Annotated in this window: 22 protein-coding genes; 18 read left to right on the top strand and 4 right to left on the bottom strand. The window is 33.3% G+C overall.

All coding sequences use genetic code 11. The features are described from left to right. The first annotated feature begins 57 nt into the window (after positions 1-57). The 5 genes from galA (at position 58) to ACNFIH_RS03550 (ending at position 7,049) form a co-directional block, all read left to right on the top strand. Positions 58-2,883, top strand: coding sequence for a beta-galactosidase GalA (gene galA, locus ACNFIH_RS03570; protein ID WP_426485527.1), 2,826 nt, complete (start codon positions 58-60; stop codon positions 2,881-2,883). 137 nt (positions 2,884-3,020) lie between these two features. Further along, the gene (locus tag ACNFIH_RS03565; RefSeq protein ID WP_426485526.1) at positions 3,021-3,893 is read left to right on the top strand and encodes a helix-turn-helix domain-containing protein; all 873 of its coding nucleotides are present in this window, start codon (positions 3,021-3,023) and stop codon (positions 3,891-3,893) included. Between the two features lie 307 nt (positions 3,894-4,200). Next, positions 4,201-4,608, top strand: coding sequence for a cupin domain-containing protein (locus ACNFIH_RS03560; RefSeq protein WP_426485525.1), 408 nt, complete (start codon positions 4,201-4,203; stop codon positions 4,606-4,608). Positions 4,609-4,858: 250 nt separating this feature from the next. Beyond that, a complete protein-coding gene (locus ACNFIH_RS03555; RefSeq protein ID WP_426485524.1) occupies positions 4,859-5,911 on the top strand; it encodes an NAD(P)-dependent alcohol dehydrogenase in 1,053 nt (350 codons plus the stop codon). A gap of 154 nt (positions 5,912-6,065) precedes the next feature. Then, positions 6,066-7,049 (top strand): aldo/keto reductase, encoded by a 984-nt coding sequence (locus ACNFIH_RS03550; RefSeq protein WP_426485523.1) that lies wholly within the window; start codon positions 6,066-6,068, stop codon positions 7,047-7,049. Positions 7,050-7,242: 193 nt separating this feature from the next. Here ACNFIH_RS03550 and ACNFIH_RS03545 read toward each other — a convergent pair whose 3' ends face one another. Next, the gene (locus ACNFIH_RS03545) at positions 7,243-7,830 is read right to left on the bottom strand and encodes a DUF4142 domain-containing protein (RefSeq protein WP_426485522.1); all 588 of its coding nucleotides are present in this window, start codon (positions 7,828-7,830) and stop codon (positions 7,243-7,245) included. Positions 7,831-8,045: 215 nt separating this feature from the next. Here ACNFIH_RS03545 and ACNFIH_RS03540 point away from each other — a divergent pair, with 215 nt between their 5' ends. The 8 genes from ACNFIH_RS03540 (at position 8,046) to ACNFIH_RS03505 (ending at position 13,226) form a co-directional block, all read left to right on the top strand. Beyond that, a complete protein-coding gene (locus ACNFIH_RS03540) occupies positions 8,046-8,276 on the top strand; it encodes a hypothetical protein (protein WP_426485521.1) in 231 nt (76 codons plus the stop codon). Positions 8,277-8,300: 24 nt separating this feature from the next. Further along, positions 8,301-9,173, top strand: coding sequence for an XAC2610-related protein (locus ACNFIH_RS03535; RefSeq protein WP_426485520.1), 873 nt, complete (start codon positions 8,301-8,303; stop codon positions 9,171-9,173). Between the two features lie 151 nt (positions 9,174-9,324). Beyond that, positions 9,325-9,963, top strand: a complete 639-nt coding sequence (locus ACNFIH_RS03530) for a hypothetical protein (protein WP_426485519.1) — start codon at positions 9,325-9,327, stop codon at positions 9,961-9,963. Positions 9,964-10,009: 46 nt separating this feature from the next. Continuing rightward, positions 10,010-10,693, top strand: a complete 684-nt coding sequence (locus tag ACNFIH_RS03525) for a hypothetical protein (protein WP_426485518.1) — start codon at positions 10,010-10,012, stop codon at positions 10,691-10,693. 194 nt (positions 10,694-10,887) lie between these two features. Next, positions 10,888-11,127: a DUF7218 family protein gene (locus tag ACNFIH_RS03520; protein ID WP_035644680.1), complete on the top strand. Its 240-nt coding sequence runs from the start codon at positions 10,888-10,890 to the stop codon at positions 11,125-11,127. A gap of 10 nt (positions 11,128-11,137) precedes the next feature. Then, positions 11,138-12,223, top strand: coding sequence for a DNA topoisomerase IB (locus ACNFIH_RS03515; RefSeq protein ID WP_426485517.1), 1,086 nt, complete (start codon positions 11,138-11,140; stop codon positions 12,221-12,223). A gap of 105 nt (positions 12,224-12,328) precedes the next feature. Further along, positions 12,329-12,490, top strand: a complete 162-nt coding sequence (locus tag ACNFIH_RS03510; RefSeq protein WP_035644678.1) for a DUF1328 family protein — start codon at positions 12,329-12,331, stop codon at positions 12,488-12,490. A gap of 88 nt (positions 12,491-12,578) precedes the next feature. Then, complete coding sequence (locus ACNFIH_RS03505; protein ID WP_142449209.1) at positions 12,579-13,226, top strand: DUF5661 family protein; 648 nt, start codon at positions 12,579-12,581, stop codon at positions 13,224-13,226. Between the two features lie 97 nt (positions 13,227-13,323). Here ACNFIH_RS03505 and ACNFIH_RS03500 read toward each other — a convergent pair whose 3' ends face one another. Then, positions 13,324-13,866, bottom strand: coding sequence for a hypothetical protein (locus ACNFIH_RS03500; protein ID WP_426485516.1), 543 nt, complete (start codon positions 13,864-13,866; stop codon positions 13,324-13,326). Positions 13,867-14,054: 188 nt separating this feature from the next. Here ACNFIH_RS03500 and ACNFIH_RS03495 point away from each other — a divergent pair, with 188 nt between their 5' ends. The 3 genes from ACNFIH_RS03495 (at position 14,055) to ACNFIH_RS03485 (ending at position 16,137) form a co-directional block, all read left to right on the top strand. Continuing rightward, positions 14,055-14,627, top strand: a complete 573-nt coding sequence (locus ACNFIH_RS03495; protein ID WP_426485515.1) for a ferritin-like domain-containing protein — start codon at positions 14,055-14,057, stop codon at positions 14,625-14,627. Positions 14,628-14,695: 68 nt separating this feature from the next. Further along, positions 14,696-15,427, top strand: coding sequence for a DNA-formamidopyrimidine glycosylase family protein (locus ACNFIH_RS03490; protein WP_426485514.1), 732 nt, complete (start codon positions 14,696-14,698; stop codon positions 15,425-15,427). Continuing rightward, entirely contained in the window at positions 15,424-16,137 is a 714-nt protein-coding gene (locus tag ACNFIH_RS03485; RefSeq protein WP_426485513.1) for a DUF72 domain-containing protein, read from the top strand. The genes ACNFIH_RS03490 and ACNFIH_RS03485 overlap by 4 nt, the downstream gene beginning before the upstream one ends. 142 nt (positions 16,138-16,279) lie before the next feature. Here the strand turns inward: ACNFIH_RS03485 and ACNFIH_RS03480 are convergent, their stop codons facing one another. Next, complete coding sequence (locus tag ACNFIH_RS03480) at positions 16,280-16,783, bottom strand: pyridoxamine 5'-phosphate oxidase family protein (RefSeq protein ID WP_035644665.1); 504 nt, start codon at positions 16,781-16,783, stop codon at positions 16,280-16,282. A gap of 203 nt (positions 16,784-16,986) precedes the next feature. On the opposite strand from ACNFIH_RS03480, the gene ACNFIH_RS03475 reads away from it, so the two are divergent. Further along, positions 16,987-17,418, top strand: a complete 432-nt coding sequence (locus ACNFIH_RS03475; RefSeq protein WP_426485512.1) for a response regulator — start codon at positions 16,987-16,989, stop codon at positions 17,416-17,418. A gap of 62 nt (positions 17,419-17,480) precedes the next feature. Here the strand turns inward: ACNFIH_RS03475 and ACNFIH_RS03470 are convergent, their stop codons facing one another. Further along, positions 17,481-20,687, bottom strand: coding sequence for a PAS domain-containing protein (locus tag ACNFIH_RS03470; protein WP_426485511.1), 3,207 nt, complete (start codon positions 20,685-20,687; stop codon positions 17,481-17,483). A gap of 226 nt (positions 20,688-20,913) precedes the next feature. Here ACNFIH_RS03470 and ACNFIH_RS03465 point away from each other — a divergent pair, with 226 nt between their 5' ends. Then, positions 20,914-21,252 (top strand): hypothetical protein, encoded by a 339-nt coding sequence (locus ACNFIH_RS03465; RefSeq protein ID WP_142449202.1) that lies wholly within the window; start codon positions 20,914-20,916, stop codon positions 21,250-21,252. The last annotated feature ends 246 nt before the right edge of the window (positions 21,253-21,498 follow it).

The following is a 21,498-nucleotide window of genomic DNA, read 5'->3' as shown; positions in this document are numbered from 1 at the left end:
ATTAAGTACCTTCAAAAGCCTAATTTTATATTTTCTAACTATCCTCAAACTATTTTCATGAGAAATTCTTGTCTTAAAAAAGTCTTTTCTGTTTTTGTTTTTTTGATTTCGTTTTTGGCTTTCGCCCAAAAGAAATCAGACAGAGAATTGATTTTGATCGATAAAGACTGGCGGTTTTCATTTGGACATTTATTTGATACCGAAAAAGATTTTGGACATGCAACGGGCTATTTTTCGTATCTAACAAAAACAGGTTTTGGCGACGGTCCGGCGGCTAAAGATTTTGATGATCGCGCCTGGCGAAAAATTGATTTGCCACATGATTGGGCAGTAGAGCAACCTTTCAGTGAAAATGGAAGCTTCAGTCACGGATTTAAAACGGCGGGAAAAGGTTTTCCAGAGAAAAGTATCGGTTGGTATCGAAAGAAAATTTCTATTCCTGAATCTGATAATGGAAAAATCATTTCTCTGAAATTCGACGGTGTTTTCAGAAATTCAAAAGTGTTTTTTAACGGCTATTATATCGGAACAGAAGAAAGCGGTTACAACGGATTTGAATATGATGTTACGGCTTATGTAAATTATGGCGGAGAAAATACGATAGTTGTTCGTGCCGATGTATCAATGGAAGAAGGCTGGTTTTATGAAGGTGCGGGTATTTACAGACATGTTTATCTACAGAAAACAAATCCGATTCATGTTAAGACAAACGGAACATATGTTACTTCGGAAATTAAAAATAATGAAGCAGAAATTAGCACTGAAGTTTCAGTTGAAAATAAAGGAAATTATAAAGGTTCGATTGAAATAATCCAGACGATTTTTGATGCATCAGGAAAACAAATCGCAAGTGTTTCGGAAAATGTAAATACTCCTGAATTTTATAAAAGCAATATTTATGCTTCAAAATTAAATGTGAAAAATCCGCTTTTGTGGGATATTGAGAATCCAAATTTATATCGTTTAGAAACTCAAATTAAACAAAACGAAAAAATAATAGACATTTACGAAACTTCTTTCGGAATTAGAACCGTTAAGTTTGACTCAGAAAAAGGCTTTTTTCTAAATGGAAAATCTTTAAAATTAAAAGGAACCAACAATCATCAGGATCATGCCGGAATTGGAACGGCTTTACCAGATGAAATTCAGTATTATAGAATTCAGAAATTAAAAGAAATGGGGTCGAATGCCTATCGCTGCTCGCATCATCCGCCAACACCTGAACTTCTGGATGCCTGCGATAAACTCGGAATGCTTGTAATTGACGAAACCCGTTTAATGGGAATTAATGATTATCATTTGAATGATTTAGAGCGAATGATGAAACGCGATCGAAATCATCCGAGCATAATTTGTTGGTCAGTTGGAAATGAAGAATGGAATATTGAAGGAAATATTGTCGGTGAAAGAATTACAAATGTGATGCAGGATTTCGCCAAAAGTATTGATCCGACAAGACCTGTAACTGTTGGAATCAGCAGCGGATTTAAAAGCGGAATTTCATCTGTAGTAGAGATTATGGGTTATAATTATCTCGGAAACGGCGATATTGACGCCCATCGAAATGAATTCAAACAACAACCCGGAATGGGAACAGAAGAAGGTTCAACTTTTGCAACACGTGGAATTTATTTTACAGACGATGCCAAACATTATAAAAGTGCTTACGACCAAAAACCTAGACCCACTTTTTATAGTATTGAAGAAGGTTGGAAATTTTATGCTGAAAGGTCATACTTGGCAGGAATGTTTATTTGGACAGGATTTGATTACCGCGGAGAGCCAACACCTTACGGATGGCCATCGGTGACTTCTTATTTTGGAATGATGGACGTTTGTGGTTTTCCAAAAGACAATGTTTTTTATTTGAAATCATGGTGGGGAAACAAAACCGTTTTGCACATTATGCCACACTGGAACTGGAGCGGAATGGAAGGCAAAGAAATCGATGTTTGGGTACAGTCGAATTGCGATGAAGTTGAACTTTTTCTAAACAAAAAAAGTTTAGGAAAAAAGAAAATGGAAATCAACAGCCATTTGGAATGGAAAGTAAAATATACTCCTGGAACTCTTGAAGCTGTTGGTTATAAAAATGGGAAAAAAGTCTTAACTGAAATTCAGAAAACGACTGAAAAACCTGAAAATATTAAACTTTCTGTAGATAAAGAAAATCCTTCCAATGCAAAAGTAACCGTTGTTTCGGTTGAAGTTACAGATAAAAATGGTTTACATGTACCAACTGTAAATGACGAAATCACATTCTCTATAAAAAATGGAAAGATTTTAGGAGTTGGAAACGGCGACCCGACTTCATTGGAAAAAGATCAGTTTATTGATGATGTTTCATTAGTTGCAATAGCCAATTTTAAAGAACAAAAAGGAACGACAGCTAATTTGCCTCAGGAATTGCAAAATTATCCTGAAAATGAATGGCAAACGGCTTTTAAAGACCGAGATTATAAAAATCAGGCGCCTTCTTATATTTATAAAGGAGAATTTGATTTGAATGCTATTTCGAAATCAAATATTGTAAGTTTCTTTTACAAGAAAATTGGAGTTGAAACAGTTGTTTTCATTAACGGAAATAAAATAAATCCAAGTCCTGAAGATTTGCAAAAGTATATTTTGAATTCGGCTATTTTAAAAGAAGGAAAAAACACAATTCATATTGTAGCAACACCATTGCAAAAAGTAAAAGACTGGGATGTCATGAATACAGATCCCGGAATTATTCAGGTTGTAATGCCAGCTGAAACTTGGAAAAGAAAACTTTTTAACGGCTACGCTCAAATTATCATTCAAAAAGAGGATAATGCCAAAGAAGTTATTTTATCCGCTTCCGCGAAAGGATTACGATCTGCAAATTTAGTTTTGAAAAAATAGTTTCAAGTTTCAGGTTTTAAGTTTTGTTGCGTCGCGTTAAACCTGAAACCTGAAACCTGAAACCTGAAACCTGAAACCTGAAACCTGAAACAAAAAAATAACAAAATAATATTGTTTGATTTTCATAACTTTGCAAAATGAATAATCAGGCACAAAATATTAATAATTGCGATTTTACTTCAGACTTACAACTGAAAGGTTTTAAGGTTTATCAAATAAATGGAGATCAAAGCAAGATTCCGGTTTATAGTAGAAGGGATTTTTACAAAATTTGTATAAATACTAGTAAAAGTATCATACAATATGCTGACCGCGGAATAGAAACAGACGGTACGATTTTGTTTTTCGGTAATCCAATTATTCCCTATTCATGGGAAACCATTTCAGGAGAGTATGAGGGATATGCTTGTGTTTTTACAGAAGAATTCTTAAAATCAAAAGAACGTTCAGAAGCACTTCACGAATCTCCGTTGTTTAAAATAGGAGGAACTCCAATCTTTTCTTTAACAGCTGATCAAAAGAGTTTTATAGATTCATTGTTTCAAAAAATGATTCAGGAATATGAAACGGATTATGCTTTTAAAGATGATTTAATGCGCAATTACATCAATTTGATTTTGCATGAATCTATGAAAATGCAACCTTCGGAAAACTTTTTCAAGCCGAAAAATGCTTCTTCCAGAATCACTTCTTTGTTTTTGGAATTATTAGAAAGACAATTCCCGATTGAAACAAAAGATCAACCCCTTTTATTAAAAACGCCTCAGGATTATGCACAAAGTCTTGCTGTGCACGTAAATCACTTAAATCGCTCGGTTAAAGAAGTTACAGGAAAACCAACCACTTCGCATATTACAGAAAGAGTTATTAACGAAGCAAAAGCACTTTTGCAACATACCGATTGGAGTATTTCAGACATTGGTTATTCATTAGGATTTGAATATCCTAGCTACTTTAATAATTATTTTAAAAGACTTACAGGAACGGTTCCAAAATCGTTGAGAATGTAAATTGTTTCATTTTCATAATTTTTTGTTTGAATATTGTTATTTCTGGACTTTAGTATTGCACTACATTTGTCCCAGATTAATAAACAAATCATTTATCGGTTTTTAAAGACTAAAGAATACTTCATAAAAGCGAGGTCCCAGCTTTACGGTTTAGTTTTAAATGCTTGATATAAAATAATATAAAATTTTAAAGAATAAATAAATCCGAAATCTCTTTTTAAAGTGGTTAGACACTTTGATTTTGCTATCGAAAGATAGTTTGTACAATAACTTTTAAAATAATTATTAACCTAAAAACAACTAAATTATGTCGACACAATACACCACAGTGACCGAAGAAGGAAAAGTTCCAAATACTTATATGACAGGTGAAGTGTCATATAAAAAGCAAACCAGTGAAATTCATCCTGAAAATACAGTTATCAAAGAAGTTTCATTTGAACCAAGCGCACGAAGCAACTGGCACAGTAATGTTAGTTTGCAAATGTTGATTGCTACAGGCGGAACTGGTTATTATCAGGAAAGAGGAAGCGAAATCAGAATGCTTCAAAAAGACGAAGTAGTGACTATTTTACCAGGCGTTGAACATTGGTATGGCGCAACTCCGTTCAATAAATTTTCATACATCGCTATTATCACAGAAGTTGATAAAGGTTTTGGAACCTGGCTTGAAAAAGTGACAGACGAAGAATATTTTTCTTTTCAAAGCGCTTAATTTTTTTTAAGATACTAAGGTTCTATCCAGATAGCTATCGGGACTAAGATATTAAGCATCTTAGCTAAGTTTTTATGCAGATTTCGCAATGATTTTTTAGTATTAATGAAAGAATATTTTTGTAACTTTCATATTATCAATTTGATATAAAATAAATCTGTTTAAATCTGCCAAATCTGCGTGCAACTTTTAGTCGTTCCAAAACTTGAAACCTGAAACTTCAAACTTCAAAAAACAACAAAATAAAATTATGGAAACAAAAGACATCAAAGCCTTTGGTACAGAAGCTGCCGAAGCACCGTTAAAAACATTAGATATTAAAAGAAGAGCTGTACAGGCGCATGACGTAGAAATTGAAATTTTGTACTGCGGAATTTGCCATTCTGATTTGCATTCAGCGAGAAATGAGTGGCACGGAACAATGTATCCAATTGTACCAGGACACGAAATCGTAGGACGCGTAACGAAAGTTGGTGATCATGTTAAAAACTTCAAAGTTGGTCAGTTAGCTGGAGTAGGCTGTATGGTGGATTCTTGCAGAGAATGCGACCATTGTAAAAATGATTTGGAGCAATATTGCGACGAAGGAAGTATATTGACTTTCAATTCGCCAGATAAACATTTGGGCGGACATACTTTTGGAGGATATTCTCAAAGCATTGTCGTTGATGAAAATTATGTACTTCATATTTCTGATAAACTAGATCTTGCAGGAGTAGCACCTTTACTTTGCGCTGGAATCACAACGTATTCGCCATTAAAACATTGGAAAGTTGGACCTGGACAGAAAGTAGGAATTGTTGGAATTGGCGGTTTAGGGCATATGGGAATTAAATTAGCAAAAGCTATGGGCGCTCATGTAGTGGTTTTCACAACATCGGTATCTAAATTTGATGCTGCAAAAGAACTTGGAGCCGATGAAGTAGTTTTGTCTACAGATCCGGCACAAATGGCAAGACATGCTAAAAGCTTAAATTTCATTTTGGACTGTGTTTCTGCAGAGCATAATATTGATTCGTACTTAAATTTACTAAAAGTTGACGGGACTCTAACGCTTGTTGGTGCACCAATGGAACCACTTCCTGTAACATCATTCAGCCTTTTGTTAGGAAGAAGAAGTTTTGCTGGTTCAGCTATCGGAGGAATTGCCGAAACTCAGGAAATGCTTGATTTTTGTGCGGAACACAACATTACTGCAGACATCGAAATAATCGGCGTAAACGAAGTAAACGACGCTTATGAAAGATTATTAAAAGGGGATATTAAATACCGTTTTGTAATTGATATGGCTTCTTTGAAATAAGATACTAAGTTGCTAAGGTTCTAAGATACTAAGAAATTAGAATCTTTAAATTTTGGCAATTTTAAAATTAAAATTAAATAGGTGCTGAGATTTAAGACAAAGAAAATAAGCTTAGAGCCTTAGCATCTCAGCACCTTAGAACCTTAAAGAGAAAATGCAAAAAAGAAAACTAGGAAATAGCGGTCTTGAAGTCTCAGCATTGGGACTTGGCTGCATGGGAATGAGTTTTGGATATGGACCTGCCCATGATAAAAATGAAATGATAAGTCTTTTGCGTTCAGCGTATGAAAAAGGGATTACTTTTTTTGATACTGCAGAATGTTATGGACCGCATTTAAACGAAGAACTTTTAGGAGAAGCTTTAGCGCCTTTTCGCGATAAAATTGTAATTGCTACCAAATTCGGTTTTTTGGAAGGCGATTCTAAAAAAGGATTGGATAGCCGTCCTGAATGGATTCGAAAAAGTATTGAAGGATCCTTAAAAAGATTAAATACAGATGTAATTGATTTGTATTATCAGCATCGTGTTGATCCAAATGTTCCAATTGAAGATGTTGCCGGCACTATAAAAGATTTAATTCAGGAAGGAAAAGTAAAATATTTTGGACTTTCAGAAGCGGGAGCAGAAAGTATTCGTCGTGCGCATGCCGTTCAGCCAGTTACAGCACTGCAAAGTGAATATTCACTTTGGTGGAGAACTCCAGAGGAAGAAATTTTCCCAACATTAGAAGAACTCGGAATCGGATTTGTGCCTTTCAGTCCGTTAGGAAGAGGTTTTCTTACTGCAAAAATCGATGAGAATACGCAATTCGACAGTTCTGATTTTAGAAATTCATTACCTCGTTTTGCTCCCGAAGCCAGAAAAACAAATCAGGCTTTTGTTGAATTATTAGGAAAAATGGCAGCCGACAGAGGAGTAACAAATGCACAAATTGCATTAGCATGGAATTTAGCTCAAAAGCCTTGGATTGTACCAATTCCGGGAACAACTAAATTGCATCGTCTAGAAGAAAATCTTGGCGCGTTAGATTTAAAACTCTCTGCAGCTGATCTTTCAGAAATCAACGAAGCAGCTTCAAAAATAACAATCGAAGGCTCAAGATACCCAGAACATCTACAGAAAATAGCTGGGAAATAAGGTTCTAAGAAAAAAAACTTAGCATCTTAGTACCTTAGAACCTTAGCCAATTTAAAAAAAACAAACCCCTCAAGCAATTCAACTCTTGAGGGGTTTTTAGCAAAGATTTGGGGTTCTTAGATGCTCACTTAACTTAGTATCTCAGAATCTCAGAATCTTCGTTTAAAATAAATAATAACCAATTAAATCTATTTTATTTTTTGTCTAAATTCTGTTTCAGCATTTTAGCATGTTCCAAATGTGCTGTTAAACCAGCAATATTATTAGAAGCCCATAATTTTACATCATTATCTGTGGCATCTTTAGAGGCTTTTTGAAGTTTATCAATTGCTTTTTCGTGACCGTCGATCATCATATCGGCAAATTTTTTGTCAAAATCTACACCCGATTTTTCGTTCAGTTTATTGTATTCTTCCTGACCTTCTTCTGTTAAAGAAGTTGGCAATGTATAGTTTTTGGCTTTTGCCAAAGCACTAACTTCAGAAGCCGATTTAGTATGTTCATCAACAAGCATTTTTCCGAATTTTTTAACTTCAGGATTAGTACTTTTTTGTTGTGCCAATTTTCCAATTTCGATTTCAGCCAAATTAATTTCGGCTTGATCCACTAAAAATTCAGAATCATCTTCTTTGCTGTCAATTGAGTCGAATTTTGCTTCATTGGCATCTTCTGCAACCTCTTTCGGATCTTCTTGTTTCGTTTCATTTTTGCAAGAATTCAAGAATATAATGATTAGTCCTGCTCCTAAAATTACTTTTCCGGCTAATAGTATCTTTTTCATGATTTTAATAGTTTGAATGTTATGATGTAAAATTATTCATGAAGCAGCAGAAATGCCTTACAGGATTTTTAGAGATTGTTATATGATTTGGATGCTATTATTAAATGAAAATTTTATATTAGCACTAAATCAATTATTAATGTATGTATTCAAGGAAAATCTTTTTTAAACTATGCTTGTTCGTCGGATTATTTTTCCTTTCTGGTGGTATAATTATGAAGGTATTTGAAATTTCTTCCACTAGTTTAGTATTTGGGAAAAGAGGAATTTCTACTGAAACAATAGATGGAAACGGAACCATATTTATAGCTTTTATCGTATTGAGTATGTCTTTTCTAACTTATTTAAAACTGAAAAAAGATGAAATAGAAATAAATAAACGAAAAGATAATGCTGATGAAGAAAAAGTTTTAATAAAGAAAAGTATTCGCAAAAAAAGAAAATAATTTCCTGAAATTAATCCCCAATAAATGAAACAAAAAATTACTTTACTATTTCTTCTCGCAACAACTTTTCTTTCTGCCCAAATAAGCTATACGGGATTTATCGATAAATATCCAATAGAATTTGTAACCTATCTTTATTCTGACGGGGTAGGAACGGCGATTTATGCTTATTCTAATTTTGACACTCCAATTGTTTTGAGCGCCAAACTTACCGGAAAGACTTTGGTTTTCACCGAAAAAGATAAAACGAATAAAGAAACTGCAAAATTGACTTTTCAGAATTATAATGAAAAAAGCCAACAGTTAAATGGAATATGGAAAGATTTAAATTCAGGAAAAGAACTCAAAATTATCTTATCGAAAGAATTTGTGATCGATTATGGCGATAATGTTGAATGGACAGATAGAGAAATTCTGCAACCGGAATCTTTTAAAGACAAATATTTCAAGTTGATTGTGTCGAAAGAAAAAGGTCGTTTTTATGCCCAAGTTGCTGGTGTAAAAATCATTGAGAAAAAGACAGATAAACTGATTCAGAAAATAGATTTAGAATGTCAGCTTTGGGGATTGAACAATATAAGTATTGACGATTATAATTTTGATGGAATTCCTGACTTCTCTGTTTTTGAAAGTAGTTATGCCGGACCAAATACATCAAGTTTATATATCCTTTACAATCCAAAAACTGGAAAATATTTTCAGAGCATTTTCAGCGGAACTTCTTTAGAATTTGATTCGAAGGCCAAAAGAATTTATGAGCATAATCAATGTTGTGCCGGCAGCAGCCACATGAATGCTGAATATAAAGTGGTGAATAATAAAATGGTTTTAATAAAGAAAACTTGTCTGGAATTAGATGAAAAAACTGGTGATTTGGTGGAAAGTAAATGTGATTAAATTAAACATTAAACTCATTCTGCACGGCTTACATTTTTATGGTTTCCCGTAAAATAAATTTGTTTTTAATTGCAATATTTGTTTTGAATAAATAGGATGCATTATTTTGTTGAATATATTTAATGAAGAAAAACCAAAAACATCGTAATAAATGAAAACAGCCTCAAAAACCAAATCATTCACATTGACTTTTCGTATTTTATTTTTATGTGCTTTTATTTCTTGTGGTATTTTATCTAAAGCAAGAGCCCAAAAATTGACCTATAATCCAAAGAAAACAGATAACGGATTGATTTTCGGTTCATTTACTTTTCCAAAAGAAAAAGCAAGATTTAACGGCTATTATATGCTAATAAGTTATAAATCTACTGATCCTAAATTGGTTAGGAAATATTCAAAAGAAGTGCATTTTATTCCTGCACAAATTACAAGAATGAGACACAAAGGAGATTTAGATGGAGGATTGACTTATCTTTTTGCAGTTGAAAAACCGGAAGGAGAATATGCAATTACAAATATTAGACTTTTTTCAAATAGCGGTTTTCAAGTTCTTCAGAAAACCAGTAATATAAATGGTTTTACAATTCCTTTCAAAGTAAATAAAGGAGAGATTCAATATATCGGAAACATATTATTTAATGAATATGCTGAAAACGGTGAACCTTTTGTGAGTTATCAGAATAATTTTGAAAAAGATCTTGCCGGAATTAGAGTAGAAGAGCCATATGTCTTTTGGGATGCAGCAAAAAATGATGATACAATTAAACTTTCTTTTGACAAAGCATTGTAATTGATGAAACAGTAATAAAAATAAACTGGAGCTAATTAATTTAATAATGAAAAAACTTTTCCTTTTTATATTGTTTCTTTTAAATCTTAGTGTTTCTGCGCAAGGATATTCCTATTATCCAAGATTTACAGATTTCTTTTTAAACGACCCTGATGAATCTCTATTTAGTCCGGAGCTTAATTATTTTAGAGAAGAATTAAAAGTTGCCAGTAAAACCATTTATGTGGGCGACGCACAAACATCTACGAGCAGATCTAGTGGTTTTTATGCTTTTAAAGTTGTACCAACTTCTGTGCGTGAGTATAACTTTTTAAATTCGGGAGTGTTTTTAAGATTCAACATGAGTTTAAGAGAGAAATCTGCTTCTTTTCCTGTTACTTTTGAGGAGCTTATAGATAGAGATAATGAAGAAGGAAGCGGTAGAATAGAGATTGGAGCGCAAGGAGTTTCTTTGGGTTTTGATCAAAAAATAATTAAAATACTAAATCCCGCATCTATTAAAAATAAAGCAGATTTTACAGTTACCAAAATTGAATATAAAATAAAAAAAACAAATTTGGAAATTGAGTTTAAAGGTTATTTTGGCACTGATATAATTATTAAAGGAAAGAAAATTAAAAAAGATGAAATTTCTCTGCTGACATTAAATGCAGATAAAATAGGATTTGATATTTCTTATGAAACTCAGATAAAAAAGGAAAAAATATTTAGTTTTAAAAAAGTTAAATAATCTCACTTTTAAAATTACAAAATCCCAATTCCAAAAGAATTGGGATTTTTTTTGCTCTGAACTTTCGACTTTATGACTTTTCAACTAACTCAAATTATGAAAGTTAAACCAAAAATTATATAACAGAAAAATCTTTCTTTTTGGGAACTTTGGATTACCATACATCTTAAATCATTAACCTAAAATTAAAAGTCATGCCTAATCCAAGAATTAAAAATGAAAAGCAGTATCAGGCTTTAGTAGAAAAAGGATACAGCAAAGAGAAATCGGCCCGAATTGCCAATACGCCAGATGCAGGAGTAAAAGGCGGAAAAGCAAAGCCGTATGAAGAATGGACAAAAGATGAATTGCTGAAACAAGCAATCAGAGTTGGTATAAAAGGACGTTCGTATATGAACAAAAAAGCTTTGATCAATTCTTTAAGAAATAATTAAAACGGAAACCATGCCTGTAAAAATCGCTCAGCAAAAACTTATGAATCAGTTAATCAAGTCTCCACATTTGGTACTTGAAAAATTGGATTTGGTTTATGTCAGCAATCAAAAACTGCCAATTGAGCGATTGCAGGAAAAAGATGGATTTGTTTATAAAAAGAACGGACGATATATTAAACAGAAAAGCGAATTAAAGCGTTTCAGTAGTTTGGTTTTGCCGCCAGCTTGGGAAAATGTCAGGATTTCAGATTTAGCAAACGGGCATTTACAGGCCGTTGGTTTAGACGTAAAAAACAGAAAACAATACCGTTATCATCCAAAATGGAATCAAATCCGAAATCAGACTAAATTTTATAAAATCGCTGAATTTGGACAAAAACTGCCTGCAATAAGAAAACAAGTCGATCAGGATTTAGAAGAAAAAGAATGGTCTAAAAATAAGGTTATTGCACTCGTAATTCGATTAATGGAAGAAACGCATATTAGAATCGGAAATGAAAAATATGCTAAAGACAATAAATCATACGGGCTTTCAACTTTGCGTAAGCGCCATATCAACATCAATAAAAATTCCCTCCGTTTTGAATTCATCGGAAAAAAAGGAAAACAACATACCATTACAACTAGAAATAAACAATTAATAAAGTTGGTGAGTCGCTGTGAAGAAATTCCGGGTTGGGAAGTTTTTAAATATTATGACAATAATGGAGAAAGAAAAGTTTTAGACAGCCATATGGTCAATGAATATTTGCATCAGATTTCGGGCGAATATTTCAGCGCCAAAGATTTCAGAACCTGGGCTGCATCGATATTATTCTTTGAAAATTTAATGGAAATCGGAATTTCATCTGACGAAAAAGAAATTAAAAAAAACATTTTAACCGCATACGACGCCACTGCCGAAGCGCTTGGCAACACAAGAAATGTATGCAAAAATTATTACGTTCATCCGCTATTGGTTTCGACTTACGAAGATGGATCTATTCAACCTTATTTTGACAAAGTAAAAAAGAGCCGAAGCAATAAAAAATACTTCTCACGCTCTGAAAGTGCCTTTGCAGAATTGATTGAAAATTATCAGGTCAATTTAAAGTAAATAGTCATTTATAGCACTAGAAATAAATTGTTTAGAGTTAATGCATCTCCTTTAAAAGCATGAAATTAGAGAAACAAAATCGTTATTAACTAAAAATCAATTATTATGTTACGTTGGACAGTCATATTTATTATTCTGGCAATAATTGCGGGAATATTTGGTTTTGGTGGTATTGCCGCTGGAGCCGCTAGTATAGCAAAAATTTTATTTTTTATATTCTTAGTATTATTTATCATTTCGCTAATCAGCGGAAGAAGAAGTGTTTAGTACTGATAATCTCAGTGAATTAGATTAAATTATAACGACACATATATTTCGATAAATGTGTCGTTTTTCCTTTAAAAAAGAAAATATCATGGGAACAAAAAGCGGTGCTTATCAAGATGTCTATGTAAAAAGAGAAGACGAAATGGTAAGCTTGAAAAATGATGTGACAGATTTTTGTGAAAAATACATCAAACCTGTTCATCCTCAAAACTGGGACTGGTCGGTTCGTGATTTTGAAAATCCAAAAAACGACCCTACAAATGCCGAAGCACGGGCGATTGCAAATGTAGTTTACAAAGATTTAATGGATAATAAGCATACCGAAGTTGATTTATCAACGATGAATAATGTCGAGGCAATTAAGGCCTATTTAAATCCGAAAAGCAAACATGCCGAATTTAATATGGAAGAATTCGCCTATGCCTTGAAGGTCGAATTAGAGCACGGAAAAATTAAAGATGTGAATGTGACCAACAATCATCCGTTTCTAACGGCAATGATTGCGCTTGCTCATATGACCGAAAGTTTGACGTATTACAAACGTTTACAAGTAATGGAAGCCGAAGGTGAGATTTATGAAATTATGCGAAAAATTGAAAACGCATCAACAGGAAAAGAAGAATGGTACAAAGAACTAGGCAAAGCCGAACTCGAATTAACCGAAGCCAGAGCCGGCTTAACAGAGCGTCTTCAAAAAATGGATGATATTCCAACGCTGGAAAAAATAGGCGATTAATACTAAAATTAAACATCTGATTTACTCAATAAAAAGCATAAATAAAGCCGTTAAGAATATCTAATCTTAACGGCTTTTCTTTTTAAAAGTTTAAACTTTATCTTCGTAAATCGTCATCTGAGTACGCGTCATCATCTTCCTGAACGTCGTCCTCAACATAAGTAGTATCATCATCGTTATCATCGTCTTCATCATTAAAATCGTCGTCATCTTCATCCTCATCTTCTAAATCTTCCAAGTCATCTTCGGTTTCATTAAAGTCGTTTTCAAAAGTGTCGGCGGGGTTATCAAATTCGTCGTTTTCTTCTTCTTCGTCAAGATCTTCGTCTATATAATCATCATCATTTTCAAGCTCAATTTCGTAGACGTCATCATTATTGTCTTCTAAGTCGCGATCAGTATGAAAATCATCATCCAGATCGTCTAAATCATCATCGCTATAAGCGTTTTCATCAGGATTTGGCTTATCAGGATTATGCCCGTTTCTTACCGTATAACCGCGATTTGCAGTTTCTTCAATGCTGTTATCGATATCTTTTTGATCATTTAAATCGTATAACTCTTCATTCATTACCGTATTTCGGTTTGCGGCGTTAGGATTTCTGTTAAGAATGCTGTTGTTTTTATTTATAGTATTCATGATATCTGATTTTTATAATTTCTATAAAACAAATCTACTTCGAAATGCAAGAGAATTCTTTATAGAATTGTTTGGTGTAATTGCATAATTATCAGATGTGTAGAATAGAATTTAATTAAAGAATGCTATAACCCTGCTGGAATTTCGAATGGTAATTTTATCATCTATTAATCATAAAAACAATTACCATGAAAACGACGGATAAGAAAAAAGCAGCTCCGATTAAGCAAGAAGTGAAAAGAGGCGTTACAAAACCGAAATCAAATGCAGCTGCGGGTTTGACAGAATTATTTGAAGATGGACTGAAAGATGTTTATTGGGCTGAGAAAGCTTTAACGAAAGCACTTCCAATAATGGCAAGAAACGCAACATCAGAAGAATTGATTTCGGCTATCAATAATCATTTGGTTGAGACAGAAGAACATGTAACACGTTTAGAAAAAGTTTTTGAGCTAATTGGCAAAAAAGCAACTGCAAAAAAATGTGATGCAATGGAAGGTTTGATTGAAGAAGGAAAAGGAATTTTGGAAGAAACTGAAATCGGCGTTGTAAGAGATGCCGGAATTATTGCCGCAAGCCAGAAAATCGAACATTATGAAATTGCGACTTACGGAACTTTGAGACAATTTGCCGAAACGCTTGGTTTAGAAGAAGCCGCATCTTTATTAGAATTAACGCTCGATGAAGAAAAAGGAGCCGACAAATTACTAACAGAAGTTGCCGTAAATGCCGTAAATCTTGAAGCTGCCGAAGCAGATTAAGATTATAAAGTCAAAATCTAAAAGTGCAGTGTAAGCTGCACTTTTTTAATAATTTAAAAAGAGAAATCATGCCTGAAGGTCCATCAATATTAATTTTAAAAGAAGAAGTACAACAGTTTACAGGCCAAAAAGTTATTGAAGTTTCAGGAAACAGCAGCATTGATATTCAGCGTTTAAAAAACAAAAAAATAGTGTCGTTTAAAACCTGGGGAAAACATTTTTTAATTTGCTTTGATGATTTTACTGTAAAAATTCATTTACTGATGTTTGGTACTTACCGAGTTAATGAACAGAAAGAAACGAAGCCGAGATTGCATTTACAATTTACCAATGGCGAAATCAATTTTTACACCTGTTCGATTAAAATTCTGGAAGGCGATATAAATCAGTATTACGACTGGAGCGAAGATGTATTGAATGAAAACTGGAATCCGAAAAAAGCAAAAGAAAGCCTGGATAAAATTCCGGAATTTATGATTTGTGATGCAGTTTTGGATCAGAATATATTTTCGGGAGTAGGAAATATCATTAAAAATGAAGTTTTGTACCGATGTTTTGTTCATCCTGAATCATTGGTAGGGAAAATTCCATCCGAAAAAATTACTGAAATTATCTCGGAATGCTCTGTTTATAGTTTCGAATTTTTGTATTGGAAGAAGAAATTTGAATTAAAGAAACATTGGCTTGCTTATACAAAAAGTACTTGTCTGCGCTGTAATTTGCCGATCATCAGAAAGAAAACAGGAAAATGGAATCGCAGAAGTTTTTTCTGTACTAATTGTCAACAACTTCACATATGAAAAATGATATTTTAATAGGATGTTCAAGCTATAATAATCGATTTTGGAAAGGCGTTTTTTACCCTGAAAATTTGCCTTCATCAAAATGGTTCGATTTTTATTGCCAACATTTTAATACGTACGAATTCAACGGAAGTTTTTATAAATTTCCAACTTTAAGAATTTTTGGAAATTGGTATAATAAAACACCAGATAACTTCTTATTTTCTGTAAAAGCGCCAAAAGAAATTACGCACATCAGAAAGTTTGTTGATTGTGAAGATTTATTAAAAGACTTTTATTTATGCTGTGCAGATGGCTTCAAAGAAAAGTTGGCTTGTGTTTTATTTCAGTTTCCGCCAAGTTATTCTTTTACTTCTGAGCGATTGCTGCATATTATTGAGAATTTGGATTTAAATTTCAAAAACGTAATTGAATTTCGCCATGAAAGCTGGTGGAATCAGGAAGTTTGGGATTTATTTTTAGAAAACAATATTACGTTTTGCAGTGTCAGCCATCCCAAATTGCCACAAACTATTTTTACCGATTTTCCTTTGATTTATATTCGGTTTCACGGCATTCCTAAAATGTTTTATTCCAGTTATTCCTTCGATGAATTATTTCATATAAAACGAGAAATTGCGCTAAAATCTGGATTTGTGTATTTTAACAATACGGCAAGTGATGCAGGAATTTTAGATGCTTTAGAAATGAAGAGAATTTTTTATTAAGACATAGTTTTGTCATTTCGAGGAACGAGAAATCTCCACGAGAAGCTCGACAAAGATTGGATTCTCATTGTGGAGTTACTTGCGGAGATTTCTCGTTCCTCGAAATGACAAAAATGAGGATATTTTTTTCTGTTAAAAAAAATTACTGCAATTGCAAATTTCCTTCAATTCCGTCATCCATGGTTTTTCCGGTTACTAATGCCGCAGTCATTTTTGCGATTGCAACCATTTTTCCATGTTTATTATTCCAATAATAGCCATCTTCAGGAACTACTTTTATAGCACTTAAATTTGGATCATCTATACCGCCAGGCATCCAGACTTTTACAATAGGATCATATAGATCTTTGATAATTTCTCTTTCATAAGAAATAGTAGCTGATCCGTGCAGTGTCAGGAATTTGTCGTGTGGTTCAGAGAAAAATATTTCTACGGTTGGATTCAATGTAATTTCAGCATTTTGGCTGCTGTTTCGGTCCGATAAAAACCAAAGATTGCCCAAATCATCAATTTTTTGAACAGACATTGGTCTTGATTGCAGACGGTCGCTGTTGTAAGTACAAAACATACAGGTTTTAATATTCTCTGCCAATTCTTTTATTTTGTTTACCGCTAATTCTTCGGTAAGATTTTTATGATCTCCCATGACTTTTATGTTTAATGTTGTTGTAAATGTTTGATAGTATTAGTTTTAAACAAAGTTGGGATTTTTGAATCTGAAAAAATTATAGAATTGTCTTTTAAAATTATCAGATTTCAATTTTTCAGTTTTTGTCAGAATAAAACAGCACATTACTCCATATAAAAATATTTTTTTTATCTTTACGAAACAGTTTTAACCCATTCTACATGAACGATTTGTTAATTTTCTACACAGATGATGATGAAGATGATTTAAGCATTTTTGCTGATGCCGTTGAATCATTAGAAAAAGATATCATTCTACAGACTTATTCGGGTGGAGAAAAGCTTCTAAATGCAATTGCACATTCGCCTCCAAAACCCAATGTCATTTTTTTAGATCTCAATATGCCGGGCAAAAATGGCTTTGATGTTTTAACAGAACTCAAAGGATCTGAAAAGAACAATGATATACCGGTTATCATTTTTTCAACTTCAAATGAACCAGGTATTATTGAAAAATGTCTCACTTTAGGAGCGAATTTTTTTATTACAAAACCAGTTTTAATGAAAGATATTATAAAAGCTATCGAATATTCTTTAACCATAAATTGGAAAGAATTTACTCCAGATCGAAAAACTTTTGTTTACAAGTTATAATCTCAGCACACATTACAAAAGAAACACCAGATTTATTTACTAAAATGAATCTGGTGTTTTTTTTATAACTCAGGTAAAAAGATTTCAAAAGTTGCTCCTTTGTCTTTTTCACTGTGGGCTTTAATAATTCCTTTGTGGTTTTCGACAATTTTTTTCACAATTGCCAGTCCGATTCCGGTTCCTACAAATTCACTTTCGGTATTCAGTCTTTGAAAAACTTCAAAAATGCGCTCTTTGTATTCGTCATCAAACCCAATTCCGTTATCGGCGATTCGTAGGCAGAAATACATTTTGTCCGGATAGTCGACTTTTAAATTTAATTTATCACCCATTACTCTTTTCGCTTTAATCTGAATATGAGGCGGGATATCTTTACGGGAAAATTTCAAAGCATTCCCAATTAAATTATGCAACAATTGTCTGAATTGAAAAGGCATTACAGTTCCTTCGCCAATTGGATGAAGATCAATAACGGCATTTTTTTCTTCAATACGATCCGAAAAATCCATAAGAACTTCTTCTGCAATTTCATCCAAATTCGTTTTTATAAAAGTCCGGTCAGCCGAATTTGTTCTCGAATAGGTAAGTAAATCTTGTATTAATGCCTGCATTCTTTTGGCTGAAAACTCAATACGCTCTAAATAAGTTTTGGCTCTGGCCGAAATATTTTGTTCATCCAAATCGGTTAATCGGCTTGCAAAAGTTTGGATTTTTCGAAGAGGTTCCTGCAAATCGTGGCTTGAAATGTAGGCAAAAGACTGAAGTTCAATATTCATGTTAATCAGATCTCTGTTTTTGCTTTCTAATTCTTCTGTACGCTGTAAAACCTGCTGTTCTAAAAGAGTAGTGGAATCTTTTTGTTCCTGAATATCAGTACTTGTTCCTACCCACATCTGGATTTTTCCATCGGCATCTTTTTGCGGAATGGCGTGACTGGCGTACCATCTGTATTTACCATCATGACGCTGAAATCGATGTTCGAATAAAAATTCATTGCCCGTTTTTATGGATTCCATCCAACGGTTTATATTTTCTTCGCGATCATCAGGATGAATAATTTGGAGCCATCCGTTTTGGTTGATATTGATTTTTGAAAGACCAGAAAAATTATAAAGCGACTGATTAAAATAATTCATATTTCCCATTGCATCGCTAGTCCAAACAAATTGCTGAATAGAGTCGGCGAGGAGCCTGAATTTTTCCTGACTTTTCATTAAAACTTCCTGACTGTTTTTCTCGTCTGTAACGTCCATCACAATTCCGAGCATTTTTGCAGGATTTTTTAGTTCATCAAAAAACATTTTGCCATGAACGCGAATCCACGCAATTGAATTATCGGGTTTGATAATTCGGGCTTCGTATTTATAAATAGTTGTTTTTAATGCTTTTGCATATGCTTTTTCGATAACAGGAATATCTTCTGGAATAATTTGATTTAAAATCTGTGAACGCGCAATTTTTTTGTTTTTTTCAAGTCCGAAAAGGGATAATAAATTTTCAGAATAAATTAATTCCTGTGTTGGAACATTCAAATCCCAGGTTACGATTTCGGCAATTTCTGAAGCTAATCGAACCCGTTCTTCTGCATCTTCTACTTTTTTTCGGGTTTCTACTTTATCAGTAACATTATTAACATTAATCATTACACCCGAAATTTCACCATTTGGCTCATAAAGAGGTGTATACTGATAATCCAGATAAAATTTTTCCAGTTTTCCTTTAATATTAATATAAGCAACAGATTCATTTTCGCGAATAATTTTTCCGTCGTTCAATACATCGTTTAACAGCTTCGGATATTTTTGATCTAACAATTCTGGAAAAACTTCTAAGGCGGGTTTGCCAATCGTTTCACTTTCTTTTTTCTGCCAGATATCATTTAGCATTGTAGTATTTGCTAATTCAATAATATGGTCTTTTCCTTTAAAAATCGTCATGGCAATGGGCGATTGCATCACTAAATTTCTAAAAGCTTTTTCCTGTTCTGCCAAAAGATATCTAGCCCGTACAGATTCTGTTACTTCATAACCAACAACAATAACGCCTGAGACTTCATTATTTTCTTCTCTCAAAGGATGAAAAACGATATTAAAATAGCATTCTTCTTGTTTATTATATCGATTTAAAGTTACGAGCAATTCATCTGTAAAAAAAGGAATTCCTTCTTCATACACTTTAGAAATCAACGGATAAACGGTTTCTTTGCTTTCAGGAACCGACGCAAAAACCGATTTATAAAGGGTTTCTTCTTCGGTTTTATCTACAATTTGATAATAAGTATCATTTGCTAATTCAACAATTAAATCTTTGCCTTTTAGGATTGCAATTCCCAATGGTACTTGCTGTACGATATTTTTAAATTGTTTTTCACTTTCTTCAATTGCATTGCGCGCCATAACCTGAAGCGTGACATCATTTGCAATTGCTACAATTCCGGAAATAGTGCCGTCAGGCTCTTTAAAAGCTTCATAAACAACGTTAATAAAAGTATTTACAATTTTGCCATTTCGGGTTAATTTTACAGGAAGTTCATTTGCCGTAAAGCGTTCGCCCGTTGTAAAAACATTCAGCAAAATATCTTCTATACCTTGTCCGGCAGCTTCTGGCAATGATTCAAAAATGGGTTTATTAAGAACTTCTTGTTCCTCGCGGTTCCAAATTTCAAGCATTAGCCGGTTGGCAATATCAACAACAAAATCTTTTCCTCTCAAAATACACATTGCATTTGGCGACTGCAGTATATTATCACGATAGCGTTTATTGCTTTCTTCAAGACTTTTGAGGATATTTACTTTATCAGTTGTCTCGGTGCATACAACTAAAACTCCTGTAATTTTGCCATCGTCATTGATTACGGGGCTATAACTAAAGGTCCAGTAAACATCTTCTAAACTTCCATTTCTGTAAATAGGAACCAGTTGATCTTCATGCCAGGTAGCTTCTCCATTTTCTAAAACCTGAGTTATTAATGGACCAATGAAATCCCAAATTTCTGGCCAGTATTCAGCTCCTTTTTGCCCTAAAATGTCAGGATGTTTTCCTTCATTGCCAAGACTCGGGCGATAAGCATCATTGTAAAAGCATATATGTTCCGGTCCCCAAAATAAAAACATGGGGAATTTTGAATTCAGGAGAATTCCTAAAGTTGTTCGAAGACTTTGTGGCCAGGTTTCGACTGCACCAACAGCGGTTTTACTCCAATCTTTGGCACGGGTGAGGGCACCCATTTCGCCTCCTTTTGAAAGAAAATCGTAACTTGAATTGTTCATTAAAATTTGTTTTTGCTGGGAGTTGAAAAAATAAATTTTATATACTAAATATAATACTTTTTACTTTGTAAGTACCTAGAAATTAAAAGTAATAAAAAATTTCAGGACTGAAAAAGCGCTTTTTTGAATGAGCTAATTTTAAAATCGTTTGAGTTAATTTTATTTGTAAGATATGATGAAATTTGATAAACCAAGATTGCAGAAATGGTAATTCAAATTTAAAATCATGAAAAAAGAGCAAAAACACGAAACCGATTATATTCAGAAATATCAGGATGAAGGCTATACCACAAATTTTTTATTTGACAACGGCTCTCTGATCGATACTGATTCAAAATACGCTTATCAGCCCGATGAAATTTATATTGTCGCACATCATAGATATGAAGGTATGAGCAATCCTGACGACATGTCGATATTGTATGTAATCGAAACAAAGGATCATATAAAAGGGACACATCTATTAGGATACGGCCCTACGGCTGACTTAGATGAAGCGGAGTTTTTTAAAGATATTCCTAAAAAGAATTATTCAAAAAACGCCGATATCAGTGAACTTACATAAGATAAAATAAATAGGTATTTTTATTTTGCTGAGGAGCAGTTGTTCCAGATTTATTCTGGGGCAGCTGTTTTTTTTTAAAAGATGCTAAGATGCTAAGATTCTAAGGCACTAAGTTTTTAAAACTTTGCAAAAACATTCAGTATATATTTTATTATCTCAGAACCTTAGCATCTCAGAACCTTAGCATCTCAGAATCTTAGAATCTATGTAAATAAAAATTATGAAATATCTGACTGAAATTGTGTA

The sequence above is a fragment of the Flavobacterium sp. 2 genome (assembly GCF_049949195.1).
Classification (GTDB): domain Bacteria; phylum Bacteroidota; class Bacteroidia; order Flavobacteriales; family Flavobacteriaceae; genus Flavobacterium.
The sequence above is the reverse complement of the archived record's forward strand: the minus strand, read 5'-3'. Positions and strand labels throughout refer to the sequence as shown.